14 protein-coding genes are annotated in these 14100 nt (G+C 66.4%); 8 read left to right on the forward strand and 6 right to left on the reverse strand.

All coding sequences use genetic code 11. The annotated features are described in order from the left end of the window. The first annotated feature begins 61 nt into the window (after window positions 1-61). The 4 genes from ACR9Y6_RS08655 to cqsA all read left to right on the forward strand — a co-directional run bounded on the left by ACR9Y6_RS08655 (window position 62) and on the right by cqsA (window position 4452). Window positions 62-451 (forward strand): cytochrome c, encoded by a 390-nt coding sequence (locus ACR9Y6_RS08655; protein WP_481280921.1) that lies wholly within the window; start codon window positions 62-64, stop codon window positions 449-451. 46 nt (window positions 452-497) lie between these two features. Further along, window positions 498-1874 (forward strand): sensor histidine kinase, encoded by a 1377-nt coding sequence (locus ACR9Y6_RS08660; protein ID WP_481280922.1) that lies wholly within the window; start codon window positions 498-500, stop codon window positions 1872-1874. Next, window positions 1874-2911: a response regulator gene (locus ACR9Y6_RS08665; protein WP_306847883.1), complete on the forward strand. Its 1038-nt coding sequence runs from the start codon at window positions 1874-1876 to the stop codon at window positions 2909-2911. The genes ACR9Y6_RS08660 and ACR9Y6_RS08665 overlap by 1 nt, the downstream gene beginning before the upstream one ends. 275 nt (window positions 2912-3186) lie before the next feature. After that, complete coding sequence (cqsA, locus tag ACR9Y6_RS08670; protein WP_481280923.1) at window positions 3187-4452, forward strand: alpha-hydroxyketone-type quorum-sensing autoinducer synthase; 1266 nt, start codon at window positions 3187-3189, stop codon at window positions 4450-4452. 27 nt (window positions 4453-4479) lie between these two features. Here cqsA and ACR9Y6_RS08675 read toward each other — a convergent pair whose 3' ends face one another. From ACR9Y6_RS08675 to ACR9Y6_RS08690, 4 genes are all read right to left on the reverse strand, one after another. Beyond that, window positions 4480-4785: an Mpo1-like protein gene (locus ACR9Y6_RS08675; protein WP_481280924.1), complete on the reverse strand. Its 306-nt coding sequence runs from the start codon at window positions 4783-4785 to the stop codon at window positions 4480-4482. 16 nt (window positions 4786-4801) lie between these two features. After that, entirely contained in the window at window positions 4802-5668 is an 867-nt protein-coding gene (locus ACR9Y6_RS08680) for a pirin family protein (protein WP_481280925.1), read from the reverse strand. Between the two features lie 99 nt (window positions 5669-5767). Further along, window positions 5768-5971: a transcription antiterminator/RNA stability regulator CspE gene (gene cspE, locus ACR9Y6_RS08685; RefSeq protein ID WP_089973954.1), complete on the reverse strand. Its 204-nt coding sequence runs from the start codon at window positions 5969-5971 to the stop codon at window positions 5768-5770. Between the two features lie 1274 nt (window positions 5972-7245). Beyond that, the gene (locus ACR9Y6_RS08690) at window positions 7246-7455 is read right to left on the reverse strand and encodes a cold-shock protein (protein WP_371024729.1); all 210 of its coding nucleotides are present in this window, start codon (window positions 7453-7455) and stop codon (window positions 7246-7248) included. A 340-nt stretch (window positions 7456-7795) separates the two neighbouring features. Here ACR9Y6_RS08690 and ACR9Y6_RS08695 point away from each other — a divergent pair, with 340 nt between their 5' ends. Further along, the gene (locus ACR9Y6_RS08695) at window positions 7796-8263 is read left to right on the forward strand and encodes a hypothetical protein (protein WP_481280926.1); all 468 of its coding nucleotides are present in this window, start codon (window positions 7796-7798) and stop codon (window positions 8261-8263) included. Here ACR9Y6_RS08695 and ACR9Y6_RS08700 read toward each other — a convergent pair whose 3' ends face one another. Then, window positions 8264-9532, reverse strand: coding sequence for a winged helix-turn-helix domain-containing protein (locus tag ACR9Y6_RS08700; protein WP_481280927.1), 1269 nt, complete (start codon window positions 9530-9532; stop codon window positions 8264-8266). Between the two features lie 118 nt (window positions 9533-9650). Between ACR9Y6_RS08700 and ACR9Y6_RS08705 the strand changes: the two genes are divergently transcribed. Both ACR9Y6_RS08705 and ACR9Y6_RS08710 read left to right on the forward strand, forming a co-directional pair. After that, window positions 9651-10178 carry a hypothetical protein gene (locus ACR9Y6_RS08705; RefSeq protein WP_481280928.1) on the forward strand — a complete coding sequence of 176 codons (528 nt, stop codon included), beginning with the start codon at window positions 9651-9653 and terminating at the stop codon, window positions 10176-10178. A gap of 138 nt (window positions 10179-10316) precedes the next feature. Further along, the gene (locus ACR9Y6_RS08710; protein ID WP_481280929.1) at window positions 10317-11384 is read left to right on the forward strand and encodes a phospholipase A; all 1068 of its coding nucleotides are present in this window, start codon (window positions 10317-10319) and stop codon (window positions 11382-11384) included. 44 nt (window positions 11385-11428) lie between these two features. Here ACR9Y6_RS08710 and ACR9Y6_RS08715 read toward each other — a convergent pair whose 3' ends face one another. Further along, window positions 11429-11911 carry an FKBP-type peptidyl-prolyl cis-trans isomerase gene (locus tag ACR9Y6_RS08715; protein WP_481280930.1) on the reverse strand — a complete coding sequence of 161 codons (483 nt, stop codon included), beginning with the start codon at window positions 11909-11911 and terminating at the stop codon, window positions 11429-11431. A gap of 189 nt (window positions 11912-12100) precedes the next feature. Here ACR9Y6_RS08715 and ACR9Y6_RS08720 point away from each other — a divergent pair, with 189 nt between their 5' ends. Beyond that, entirely contained in the window at window positions 12101-14095 is a 1995-nt protein-coding gene (locus tag ACR9Y6_RS08720; protein WP_481280931.1) for an acetyl/propionyl/methylcrotonyl-CoA carboxylase subunit alpha, read from the forward strand. The last annotated feature ends 5 nt before the right edge of the window (window positions 14096-14100 follow it).

Raw genomic sequence — 14100 nt, forward strand, 5'->3', positions numbered from 1 at the left:
TCATATCGAAAGAATGGGACCGTCGGCTATGCTGGCGGCCTCGTGCTGCCATGGACCACCGATGCGCCCGTTGTTACTCGTCATCCTCGGACTCGTGGTCGGCGCGATGGGTGCCACCTTCGCCTTGTCCGCGCTGCGCCAGGGAACGCCGTACCATCTCGGCGTGATGGCGGTCATGCAGCATCACATGGGCGTCCTGCGCGCCAACGTGCGGGCGAAACAATGCGATGCCAAGAGCTCGCTGGCCCACCTGTCGCGCATGCGGGAAAACGCCGGGGATGTCCGCGAGGCCTTCCCCGGCATGGACGCGCCCTTCTACGACGGAGGGGACAAACTCGTCGTGGCGCTCGACGACGCCATTTCCCATGCCCCTGGCAGCTGTGCGGCCCTGGCCGGCGTGCTCGCCCCCATCGGCGAGGCCTGCCAGGCCTGCCACCAGCGGTACCGATGAACGCGTTCGCCTGCCCCTCGAACCTGTGACGGACGCCATGCCCTCCATGTCCACGCCTCCGGACAATTCGACCCGCCCCCGGCAGTTCTTCCGCATGCGGTTATGGCTGCTGCTGCGCGCGATGGCCCGGTTCGAAACGACGATGTTCCTGCGCACGCGTTATTCGCAACCGAAAATGGTCGCGATCGGCGTGGTCGGCAGTTTTTCCCTCGCCGTGTACTACCCGGTATGGGCGTACCTGTTCCCGCAGCCGTACGAGAACCTGCCCATGCGGCTGCTTTGCAGCGCCACCTTCATCCCGCTGGCCTTGTTGCCATGGTGGCCGCGGCGCCTGCGCACGCACCTGCCGACGTACTGGTACTTCGCGATGACCGTGGCGATGCCGTTCTTCGTCGGCTACATGACCTTGCGCAACGCCACGCCGGCATGGCTCATGACCCACCTCGCCTGCGTGATGCTGCTGATGATGCTGTTCGACATCGCCAGCTTCCTCGTGGTGTTCACCCTGGGCAGCCTGATCGCCGCGCTGGCGTTCGTGCTTTCGCCGGATGCGCACCTGCACACCCAGACGATGCTCGAGTACATCCCTCTCCTGCTGTTCGCGATGGTCGGCGGAGCCACCTGTACCGTGTCGTCCAACATGGCCGAACAGTCGAGGATCGACGCCCTGACGGCCGCCTCGAACAACATCGCCCATGAGTTGCGCACCCCCCTGGGTTCCTTGCGCATCGCCGCGCGCGCCGTCGCCCGCTTCATGCCGGACCTGCTCCGCAGCCACCGGCTGGCCGAGAGCCAGGGGCTGCCCGTACCCGACGTGCGCGCACAGAACCTGCACGCGCTGGAGCGCAGCATCGGCGTCATGGAGCGCGAGGTCACCTACGCGAACACCATCATCGACATGCTGCTGCTCTCCGCCCGGCCGATCGGCGAGGTACCGCTCACCCCGCTGGGGGCGCGCGAATGCGTGGAACAGGCCCTGCGCCGCTTCCCCTATGGCTCGCGCGCGGAGCGCGAAAGGATCACTCTGTCACCCACGGGCGATTTTCGCCTGCTCGGGGAGGAAGCGTTGGTGGTCCATGTGCTCTTCAATTTGCTGCGCAACGCCCTGTTCCACATCGATCGGGCCGGCAAGGGGGAGATCGGGGTGTATATCGAGCCGGACGAACAGGCCAACCGGATACGGGTCCTCGACACCGGCCCCGGCATCCCGCCGGACGTGCTCCCCCGTATCTTCAACCGTTTCTATTCCTATTCGAGCGACAGCGCCGGGAGCGGAACCATCACCGGATTGGGCATAGGTCTCGCTTTTTGTCGCGCGGCGATGGAGCATATGGGCGGTGGCATCGCATGCCGTACCAACCTGGGCGAATTCACCGAGTTCACCCTTACCTTCCCGCATCCGGAGACCGGGGACCGGCAGTGATGACGCTGAACTCACAGGGCGATATCCAGCCCTTCCATTTCCCGACCACGACGGTACTCGTGGATGACCACGAGGAATACCTCGACGTCGTCCCGTTGCTGCTCGACCCGATGGTGCGGGTGCGCACGTTCAGTTCCCCGCGAAGCGCCCTGGCCACGCTGGGCAACAACGGCAGCCGCCCCGTGCCTGGCGGCGGCTGGCTGTACCGCTGGAAAGACCGTCCTTCGGAAACGCAGGAACTGGTCGCCCTGGACATCGACTCGATCCACCGGGTGGTCTACGACCCCGAGCGGTTCGCCGAGATCTCCGTGGTGGTGGTCGATCAGGCCATGCCCGAGATGGACGGCATCACCTTCTGCAAGCGCTTGCCGAATCCGCATATCGGCAAGATCCTCCTGACCGGCCGCGCCGACGACGCGACGGCTATCGATGCCTTCAATTCAGGGGTGATCGACCGCTTCATCCGGAAGAACGACCCGCTCGCGATCGAAAAATTGCAGACCGCCATCACCGAACTGCAGCACCGTTACTTCGAACGCGCCAGCGCTTTCGTCGCCGAGACCCTGGCCCTGGGCAATTTCCGTTTCCTGCGCGACCCGGCCTTCCGCGAAGTCCTGCAGAGCGTCACGGCCACGTTCCAGCCGGTGGAATGCTACGTGCACTGCAATCCCACCGGGCTGCTCCTGGTCGACGCATGGGGCATCGGCCGTTTCCTCCTCGTCCAGACGGACGAGGACCTGCGCACGCATTATGAAATCGCGGCGGATCTGGGGGCGCCGGCCACGGTCCTGGAAGCCCTGCGCAGTGGCGAGGCCCTGCCCTGGTTCAATTCACGGGACGGCTTCTACCACAAGGGCGTCAGCCACCCGGAATCGCACCTGTACCCGGCAACGGCCATTTCCGGCGAACAGTGGTACTACTACGCTCTCATCGACGACGTGGAGCGGTTCCGCCTGCAGCATGTGAAGTCTTACCGCACATGGCTACGCGAACAGGACCTGAGCCTGGCCGCCGACAGCAGACCGCGCTTCATCTAGCCGGGCCCTGAATCCAAACGAGTTCACCTTCCCGTGGCGGAGCTTCCGGCGCGCGCGGTAGCCGTTCGGCCCGAAAATCCATCGTCACGTTCGGACCACCCGGTCCCCGGGACGTCTCTCTGGTAATGGCATGAGGCAGGGGGTTCCGCACGGCGGTGCCCTGGCGGGACGCCTCCCTCTCTAACGAATTCGCGTCTGCCCGGGCGAGGCCGACGCGTGCCGCCCCTCGGGCGGCGCCTGAATTCGCCCATCCATTCACCAGAGAGAGATGAACCATGGAAAACGTTTCCGTCCTGCATCGCCCTGCCAAGGCACCCGCGCTTCCTGATTTCGTCGCACGAAGGGTCGATCGATTCCACAACGAACGCGTGGCGGTCGACTGGGGTGGGCGTCACATTTTGAGGGGCCGGCGGCCGAGCGATGGCGACCTCATGCTCCAGAGCAACGACTATCTCTCCATCGCGGGGCATCCCGGGATCGTCGAAGCGCAGCGCACGTCCCTGGCCGAAGGGGGCCTGGGAATGATGATGTCGGCGCTGTTCCAGCAGGATGCCGGGTTGCCGCTGCACCGCGTGGAAGCCGAGTTGGCGCGAGCCGTCGGCAGCGAGGACGGCATCCTGGCCCAATCCGGTTTCGCGGCCAACGTGGGCCTCATCCAATCCATCGCCACGGAACGCGTGCCGGTGTACGTCGACATGCTGGCCCACGCGTCACTGTGGGAAGGCATCCGCAGCGCGGGCGCCAAGGCCGTGTCCGTGCTGCATAACGACGTGGCCCACCTCGAACGGCAGGTGTTGCGCAACGGCCAGGGCGTGATCGTCGTCGATGCGGTCTACAGCACCAACGGAAGCGTGGCTCCGCTGGTCGAGATCGCGCGCGTGGCCCGGGAGCACGGTTGCGTCCTCGTCGTGGACGAATCCCACTCGCTCGGTACGCACGGGCGCCGCGGCGAAGGCCTCGTGGCCAGCCTCGGTCTCAACGATCGCGTGCACTTCATCACGGCCAGCCTGGCCAAGGCCTACTGCTCCCGCGCGGGCTTCATCGCCTGCACGACGCATTTCAAGGACTACTTCGGCTGCGAGGCGCTGCCCGCAATTTTCAGTTCGTCCCTGTTGCCCTATGAACTGGCGGGCCTTTCGGCCGCGCACCGGGTCATTCAGGCCGAAGGCTGGCGCAGGCGCCGGCTGCGCGGGATCACCCGCCACGTGCGCCGCGAACTGGCCGCATTGGGCTACCCCATCGGGGACGGCACCGAGCAGATCGTCGCGTTCGAGGCGGGGCAGGAAATCCTGACCGGCCGCGTGCGCGACATCATGGAGCGCCACGGCGTGTTCGGCTCGGTGTTCAGCGCGCCGGCGACGACGGTCAACCGTTCACTGCTGCGATTGACCCTGAACGCCGGCATGAGCGACGCGGACGTGGAAAGGCTGGTCGAGGTGTGCCGGCGAGCCCGCGGCGAGATGGCGATCGATTCGTGGAGCGCGGCGCGGCGCGCGCAGCGCGAATGCCATCGCCAGGATGCCTCCGCCGAGGTCGCATGATGGACGCCCGGCCCGACCCCGGCCAGCTCAGCGCAACGATACGCGCCCGCGCAAGATGTCGGCGAACATCATCCAGTCACCCATGAGGCTGTAGATCGGATGGCGAAAGGTCGCCGGCCGGTTTTTCTCGAACACGAAGTGCCCGATCCAGGCGAAACCGTAGCCACCGACCAGCGCCAGCACCAACCAACGGAGCTGGCCGGTGGCGACGAGCATGACCAACGCCACCAGTACGACCCAACTCCCGGCGAAATGGAGGCGGCGGCAACGCACGTCGGCATGCTCGCCGAGGTAGTAGGGATAGAACTCGCGGAAACTGGCGAACCTGGCCATGCCCTTGCTGCTCCGATCAGTAGGTGGGCAGGGGAATCCGCTCGTACTCGTCGCCGGGCACGACCGGGAAGCGGCCGGCGGACCAGTCGGCCTTGGCTGCCTCGATCAACGCATTCGAACTGGCCACGAAATTCCACCACAGGTGGCGCTCGCCATCGAGTGGGGCGCCACCGAACAACATCACCAGCGATCGCTCCTTCGCTTCCAGCACCGGCGGCTCGCCCTCGTGTGCCACGGCCATCTCCAGCGCGGCGAGATCGGTCTCGCCGAAGCGCGCGGCGCCCTCGACCACGTAGGCGCCCCATTCCGCATGCTGAGCGGGCATCGACAGACGGGCGCCCTTCTCGAGGCGCGCCTCGACGAAGAACATGGGAGCGAACACGCGTACCGGCGACGTCTCGCCGAAGGCATCGCCTGCGATGACGACGAGCCGGACACCGTCACGCTCCACTTTCGGCAACTCGCCCGCGGCGTGATGGTGAAATTCCGGATCGATGCCTTCGTGCGACTTCGGCAAGGCCACCCATACCTGGATGCCGTGCAGGTTGCCGCCGTGCCGCGCCTCCGGCGGGGTGCGCTCGGAATGCACGATGCCGCGGCCGGCGGTCATCCAGTTCACGTCGCCAGGATGGATGTCCACCGCGCTGCCAAGGCTGTCGCGGTGGCGGATCACGCCATCGAACAGCCACGTGACGGTGGCGAGGCCGATATGCGGATGCGGACGAACATCGAGTCCCGCGTCGTCGGCGAACGCCGCGGGGCCCATCTGGTCGAAGAATACGAAGGGTCCGACGTGCCGCGCCTTCAGGTGCGGAAGCATGCGCCGTACGACGAATCCGTTGCCGAGATCGCGCGGCTTGCCGTCGATGGGGATGGTGGTCATGGGTGGCTCCGCGGGACACGCGAAAGCCCCTCCGGCGCGGCTGCGCCGAAGGGGCGGAAGTCATGCAAGGACGGGCGGCTCAAGGCCAACCCGAACGAATCACTTCGGGACGACGTTATCCGCCTGCGGGCCCTTCTGGCCCTGGGTCACGGTGTATTCCACCTTCTGGCCTTCCTGCAGCGACTTGAAGCCGTTGCCCTGGATGGAACGGAAATGCACGAACACATCCGGACCACCTTCATCCTGGGTGATGAAGCCAAAGCCCTTGGCGTCGTTGAACCACTTCACAGTACCTGTTGCCATCACACACACCTCTATCCAACACTCGAAAACCGGCTCGCGAGCCGGCGACTTACTGGGAATGCAGGACCGGGTGAAGCGATGGAGCGTCAGACTGCTCGCTTACATCGGGTCACTCGCGTGACCGCGCAGACACAGTGGATCAGATAATAACCACATTTTTCGGAAGTTCTGTAGGGGAACCCCTACAGGAGACGATTTTTTGACGTCGATCACGTAGAAAAGCGTGAAGAAGCGGGGAAATGGGATCCTTCGCCTCTATTGATCGGTGTCGGGGGCTCGGCTTCGCCCTCGCGTTGGTCGTGTGCGGCGAGGGGAGCTGCCGGGCGCCACCCTCGGCGCGACGGTAGTCGCCGTCCCTTGGGTAAGGATGCCGCTGGCGCGGCCGTGTCTGATGGCTGGCGCCCCTTCGGGCTCGGACGGTCGGGCGGGGGTTTCCGATTCGCCCTCCTGGCTCAGCGGAAACGGCCGGCCGTCCCTGGCCGGCCCCCTGACGGGCCTTTTCCGCCCGCCCGTCCTCGGCTCCTAATGTCGCGCCGAGGGTGGCGCCCGGCAGCTCTCTCGACCCTGGGGGGGATTGGTGGGAAAAGCGACGCTCGCCACGTGTCGCGTGCCGCTCTCCGTGTTGCCTACCGCACCCGGGTGGGAAGCGGGCTGGCCCGCGAGTCCTCAACCTCTACCGTGGCGAAGGAGGCCTTGCACTGATCGGGCGAGGCTTGTCACCGCTCGCTCGGTGGCGATGCATGGCCTCATTCGCTCGAAATTAGGGTGGCGAATCGCGGGCCAGCCCGCTTCCCACCCGCGCGAGGGGATCTCACCCGAAGACGGCATTCGTCCGGGAACGGTATCCCCCCAGGTAAACGGCGTTGCCTTTGTCGCCCGCCCCCTCAGTGCTCGGAAGAGCCGTCGGCCGCCACCCTCGTCGCGACGTGTGGAACCGAGGAGCGACGGGCGAAAAGGCCCGTCAGGGGGCCGGCCAGGGATGGCCGGCCGTTTTCGCTGAGCCAGGGGGGCGAATCGAAAACCCCGCCCGGCGCGACGGGCGCGACGGGGCGCAGCCATCAAACATGGCCGCGCAGCGGCATCCCTTCCCGAGCGACGGTGCAACCGGAGCGACGAGGGTGGCGGCCGACGGCTCTGCCCCGCACACCCCCAACCGCGAGGGCAAAGCCGAGCCTGAGAGCTGAAGTGCAAAGCGCCGCCGCTCTTCCGCGAAAAACAAAAAAAGCCGGGCGTCGCCGCCCGGCTTTTCGCAAAACTTGGGTTGCCCCGGCCGATTAAGCGGCCTGGACTTCCTCAGCCTGCAGGCCCTTCTGGCCATTCACGACCTTGAAGGAGACCTTCTGGCCTTCGGCAAGGGACTTGAAGCCGTTGCCCTGGATAGCGCGGAAGTGGACGAACACGTCCGGGCCAGCTTCACGGGAAATGAAGCCAAAACCCTTTGCATCGTTGAACCACTTAACGGTGCCGATCTCACGATCCGACATAGAAACACTCCAATACGATTTACGAATGAAACCAGCGACTTGTTTTAAGTCGCCGCATTACTGGTGTGCAAGGAAACGCGAGGAGCGAAGCGATGTTGCGGATACGTGATCAGCTGCATCGGGTCAACATAACTCTATGACCCCGGCAAACACAGTCCGGAGACTATACTCGTACCTGAAGGAAATAGCGATGACCCCGAATTGCCCCCGGCGGCGCCATCGCTGACGCGGATTTCACCCCGGTTGGGGACATCCTTGCCCAGCGTCGCACTAGCGGTGCGACTTTGGCTACCATCCGTCCACGCTCGCCAAGGGGGACCGACGACCCATGAACCGCTCCATGATCCGCATTGCCCCATTCCTGATCGGCGCCCTCGCGCTGGCCGCCTGCTCGGACCAGAAGACCAAGCCGGAGCCCACCACCAGCCGCACCGTGACTTCGACCACCACCACGGCGAGTGGCGGTACCAGGGCCGCCACCTCCACGACGTCGACGAACACCGCTCCCAAGAGTGGCGGCGCCCGCACGAGTGGCAAGCAGGCTCCCCTGCCCGACAACACCGGCATCGCATCCTGCGACGAATACCTGGCCAGCTACAAGAGCTGCCATCTGGCCGCCGGCATCTACGCCCGCGACCAGATAGAAAACCGCTACGAGCTCATGCGGACCAGCCTGCTGCGGCAGTCGCAGGATGCCGACATGCGCGATCAACTGGCGAACCGCTGCACATCGCTGGCCAACCAGCTCAAGGAAGCGCTGCACGGCAAGTCGTGCACGGACGTGCCTGCCCCCGCTTCCACCCGCTGATCAACCGGCCAAGGCCTTGCCGATGAGCGAAGCCAGCCCCCGGGGCTGGCTTCGCTCCACCACCACCCGAGGCGTGCCGTGCCAGGCGGCGCATTCGCCGATCGCCGAGGCCAGCCCCTCGACGAGCGCCGGGGACAGGGCCACGCCTGGCTCCAGCCAGATGCCCAGAACCTGGAACAAGCCACCCTGGCGATGGGCTTTCGCATCCAGGCGCCCGACCAGCCGGCCGCGATGCAGGATGGGGAGAACGTAGTAGCCGTATTTGCGCTTGGCTGCGGGCGTATAACACTCGATCGTGTATTCGAAACCGAACAGGTCCATCGCCCGGGCGCGATCCCAGACGACGGGATCGAACGGGGACAACAACGTGGTCCGCGTCGCCCTCAGGCTTCCCCGTGCCGCCTCGTCGAGCAGGGACGCGTGCGCGCGGTGCACGTAGGCCGGCTCGTCCCAGCCGTCGACCGCTACCCGTACCAGTGAGCCATCGGCAAGCATCGGCACCAGTTCCTCGTCCGTCACGCGCGGACGCAGACGGAAGTAATCCGCTACCCAGCGCGCCTTCGCGATGCCGAGCGCGCGCACGCTTTCGGCGATGAAATATCGGCGCACGACCGCCTCGTCCAGGGTGCCAGGAGGTGGAGGCTCGGGCCAACGGGAGGTCACCCGCTCGGCGAGATCGTAGACCCGCTGGAAACGCTCCCGGCGCGTCACCATGAGCCGGCCCAGTGCGAACCATGCCTCGAGCCAGCGTTTCTCCGGTTTCCAGCCCCACCAGCCCTTGCTCGCCGGAACATCACGTTCGAAATCCGCGGCACGCAGGGGACCCTCGCGGCGAATCCGCTCCAGTAGCGCATCCATGTCGGTGCGCGCCTCGGCATGGCTGCGTTCGGCGTGCTTGTGCGCCCAATGGCCCGCGCGCCCCGAGCGATAGTCGCGGTGGTAGCGGAATTGGCCGGACGGCACGAAACACGCTTCGTGGGCCCAGCATTCGGCGATGAGGCCCTCGGCCAGGGTTTCGTCGAGCCATTCGTTGCGGTAGCCACCGAGGCGCGAGAACAGGACCATGTAGGGGCTGCGTGCGACGACGTTGATCGTATCGATCTGAAGCAATCCCATCCGCGCGATGGTCGTCGTGATGTCGGCTTTGCGTGCCTTGCGGGTACTCCGCTTCAGCAAGCCTTGCGCGGCGAGGTGCAGGAGTTGGGCGGACCGGGATGAAAGGTGGAGCACGTCGCCCGTGGAGGCGCCGTCGGATAGGCGTGACGACACGGTGGAGGCCTTATCGCAATTGGGCCGCCATTAAATCGCCCCTTGCTAGCGTGGGCAACGATAGCCGTGCGCTGACGCGTCCCGGTATGTCCACCACGCTGACGAAAGGAGGCTTTCGATGAAGAAGCAAGTTCGCGCCGTCGCCTTCGGCGCATCGCTGCTGCTGGCAGGCGCGGCATTCGCCCAGGATGCCCCACCGTCGGGACGGGTTCCGCCTCCGCCACCCCCACCGCCGGGGGCCGTACCCCCCGCGCCACCGGCCGACAACATGCCACCGACCACACAGGCAACGCCTGATCCGGGCATGCCCCCACAGGCGACCAGCGCACCGCCACCGCCCCCTCCGGCGAACGCGCCATTGCCGCCACCCGCTCCAGGCGCCGAGGGAAGCACGTCCGGCACGACCCTGTCGACACCGCAGGGCCAGGTCTCCGTGAACAGTGGCCCCGCGCCGGCGAAGCCGGCGGGACCCGCGCCGGATTTCGCCACGCTCGCCGGTGGCAAGGGCTCGATCAGCGCGGAACAGGCGTCCGCCTATCCCCTGCTGGCCAATGATTTCCAGTACGCGGATAGCAACCGCGATGGAAGAATCTCCAAGGCCGAGTACCAACGCTGGGTGAGCAAGTCGGGCGCCAGCGGGCAGTAAACCTCTCGCATCCGGCTCCGGGCTGGAAACCCGGAGCCGGCTCCCGCGACGAGTAACGCTGCACGTTCTTCACACGGCCACGCCCGCTACACTCCTCCCTCGCCGGTGCTAGCCCGGCTCGCAGGGAGTCACACCAACATGAAGCCATTTCGCGCCGCCGGCGCCATCGGCGCCTACGCGTGCCTGCACACGGGCCTCGCGCTCGCGCAGAACCCGAGCCCCATCGACATCCGCGCCTGCGCCGGCATCGAGACCGATTCGCAGCGCCTGCTCTGCTATGACAAGGCCGTGGGTCGCGACCAGTTGCCACAGGCGATCAAGAAGGAAGACCGCAGCGGGGAATCGGTCAGCGTCGACCTGGCCACGCGTAATTCGGGCAACCTCGCCAGGCCGCTTTCGCTGCTCGACAGCCGCTGGGAGCTCTCCCCCGAATCCAAGCTCGGCACCTTCAACCTGCGCGGTTACAAGCCCACCTACGCGCTGCCGTTCTTCGGTACCACGAAGCAGAACACCACGCCGCACAGCCCCGCTCCGGACCACACGGTCACGACACCGCAGGAATTGCAGAGCGTCGAGGCCAAGTTCCAGATCAGCCTGAAGACCAAGGTCGCGGAAAACCTCTTCGACGACAACGGCGACGTCTGGGTCGGCTACACGCAGTCGTCGCGGTGGCAGGTCTACAACTCCGACAACTCACGTCCCTTCCGCGAGACGAACTACGAGCCGGAGGCGCTGCTGGTCTTCAATACGAACTATCAGGTGCTGGGCTGGACCGGCCGCCTTGCCGGCATCGGCATCAACCATCAGTCCAACGGGCGCGCCGATCCGCTCTCGCGCAGCTGGAACCGCGTGGTCGCCGACATCGGCCTGGAACGCGAAGGCTGGACGATCATGCTGCGTCCCTGGTGGCGCATTCCGGAAGATCGCAAGGACGACGACAACCCCGACATCCAGGACTACATGGGCCGCGGCGAGATCCAGGTGGTACATGAGGTGGGCCGCCAGGAATTCGGCCTGACCGCGCGTCATTCGTTCCGTGGCGGGGACCGCTCCCACGGGTCGCTACGCGGGACATGGAGCTTCCCGGTGGCGGGCAACCTGCGCGGCTACCTCGAGATATTCAACGGCTACGGCGAGAGCCTGATCGACTACAACCACCGGGCGACGTACCTGGGCCTCGGCGTGTCGTTGCTCGACTGGTATTGATCCAGCGCCTGTGGGGTGACCCCCACAGGCTGCTCGACGGACGATCAGTGGTGGTGGCCACCTTCGCCGTGGACATGACCGTGCGACAGCTCTTCCTCGCTGGCCTCGCGGACATGGGTGATCTCGACGGCGAAATGCAGCGTCTGGCCGGCGAGCGGGTGGTTGCCGTCGACGGTGACGTTGTCGCCTTCGATCTTGCTCACGGTCACGTTGATGCTGCCCTGGTCGTTGCGACCCTGGAACTGCATGCCTGGCTGTAGGTCCTCCACACCCTGGAATGCCGCGCGCGGCACCACCTGGATCAATTCCGCGTGGCGCGGGCCGTAGCCCTCTTCCGGGGCCACGTCGACCTTGAACTGGTCGCCGGCCGAGCGGCCTTCCAGTGCCTTTTCCAGGCCCGGCACGATATGGCCTTCGCCATGGATGTAGGCCAGCGGCTCACGCCCGTCCGAACTGTCGATGACGTTGCCCTGGTCGTCGGTCAGCGTGTAGTGGAAGGAAACGGCGTGTCGATTGGCGATCTGCATGAAAAATTCTCGCTCTGGAGGGGATAAGGGAAGACGTGGATGCCCTCCGGGACCTCCAAGGCTAGGCGACCCGTCCGCGTACTGCAAATCCATGGTGGCCCGGATGCTGCGCCGCAACCCGCCGCGACGCCGCGATCTGCTAGCTTTCCCGCTTTTCCCATCCCCCTCCGAAACCCCGACGGGAGCCGCATGTTCGACTGCATTCTGATCGCCAATCGTGGCGAGATCGCCTGCCGCGTGATCCGGACCTGCCGCCGCCTGGGCATCCGCACCGTCGCCGTCTATTCCACGGCCGACGCCGACGCCCAGCACGTGCGCCTGGCGGACGAAGCCTGGCCGATCGGCGGACCCCGGCCGGCGGAGTCCTACCTGCGTGGCGAGGCCATCCTGGACGTGGCGCGGCGTAGCGGCGCCCAGGCCATCCATCCCGGTTACGGCTTCCTTTCCGAGAACACGGATTTCGCCAGGGCCTGCGCCGCCGCCGGCATCGTCTTCATCGGCCCGCGCCCCGAAAGCATCGATGCGATGGGCTCCAAGGCCGCCGCGAAGGCGCTGATGGAAAAACACGCCGTGCCGCTGGTGCCGGGTTACCACGGGGAGGACCAGGACCCGGCGCACCTGGCCGCCGAAGCCGCGAAGACCGGCTTCCCGCTGATGATCAAGGCCGCCGCGGGGGGCGGTGGCAAGGGCATGCGTATCGTGCGCGACGCGGCCGGCTTCGCCGAGGCGCTCGCCTCGGCCCAGCGCGAAGCAGCGAATGCCTTCGGCGACACGCGCGTGATCCTCGAACGATATGTCGAGCATCCGCGACATATCGAGTTCCAGGTGTTCGGCGACAACCACGGCAACATCATCCACCTCAACGAACGCGAGTGCTCCGCGCAACGCCGGTACCAGAAGGTGTTCGAAGAGACGCCTTCGCCCTTCCTCGACGAGGAACGCCGTGCGCGGATGGGCGCGGCGGCGGTCGCCGCGGCGCGCGCGGTGGACTACGTGGGCGCGGGCACCGTCGAATTCATCGTCGGCCAGGATGGCGAATTCTTCTTCATGGAGATGAACACGCGCCTGCAGGTGGAGCATCCGGTCACCGAGGAAACCCTTGGCCTCGACCTCGTCGAATGGCAGCTGCGCGTGGCGCATGGCGAGCCGCTGCCGCTCCGCCAGGAGGATGTCCGGGCCAGCGGCCATGCGATCGAGGTGCGCCTCTACGCCGAGGACCCCGAAGCGAACTTCCTGCCGGGTTCCGGCCGCCTTGCGGCGCTGACGCTGCCCCGGCCATCGAGGCATGTGCGCCTGGATGCCGGCGTGGTCGCCGGCGACACGGTGACGATTTTCTACGACCCGATGATCGCCAAGCTCATCGTCCACGACCGCGACCGCGTACAGGCGCTCGAACGCCTGCGCGAGGCGCTCGCCCAGACCGACATCGCCGGGCCGAAATCGAACGTCGCCTTCCTCGAGCGCCTTGCCCGGCACCCCGCGGTGGTGGAAGGCCGCATCGACACCGGCTACCTCGACCGCCATCCCGACGAATTCCTGACCGGCACCACGCGTGCGGGCGACCTGGAGCGTTTCGCCGCCGCCACGGCCATCCTGCTCGCCGACGAGGCGACACCGGCTGCAACCGCCGGCGACCCGCACTCGCCGTGGGCCAACGCCGATGCCTGGCGCCTGGGTCACCCAGGGAAGCGCGTGGTCGCCTTGATGGAGGGCGATACCCGCCACGAGATCGACGCGCACGGACACGACGGCCACTACGTCCTCCACCAGGGTGATCATTCGTGCACCGTGGCAGGTGCGCGCCTGGGCGACGGGATCTTGTCCGCCCGGTTCGACGACCGGGCACGGCGCGTCCCCCTGTCGATGGAAGGGACGCGTATCCGCTTGCACGACGACGAGGGCCGCCGCTGGACGTTCGAACGCGCTCCCGCCTACGCGTGGGCCGGCGAGGCCTCCACGGGCGCACGCCAACTCGTCGCTCCGATGCCGGGACGCATCGTCCTGGTCCGCGCCACGGCAGGCGATGTGGTCGAGGAAGGCCAGGAATTGCTGGTGATGGAAGCGATGAAGATGGAGTTGGCCTTGAAGGCGCCCCGTGCCGGCACGATCGAGTCCGTATCCGCCGCGCAAGGCGATTTCGTGGATGCCGATGCGATCCTCGTCCGCTTCACGGAAACGGCCTGATGGAA

The sequence above is a fragment of the Luteibacter sp. TLI7-4A genome (assembly GCF_056754745.1).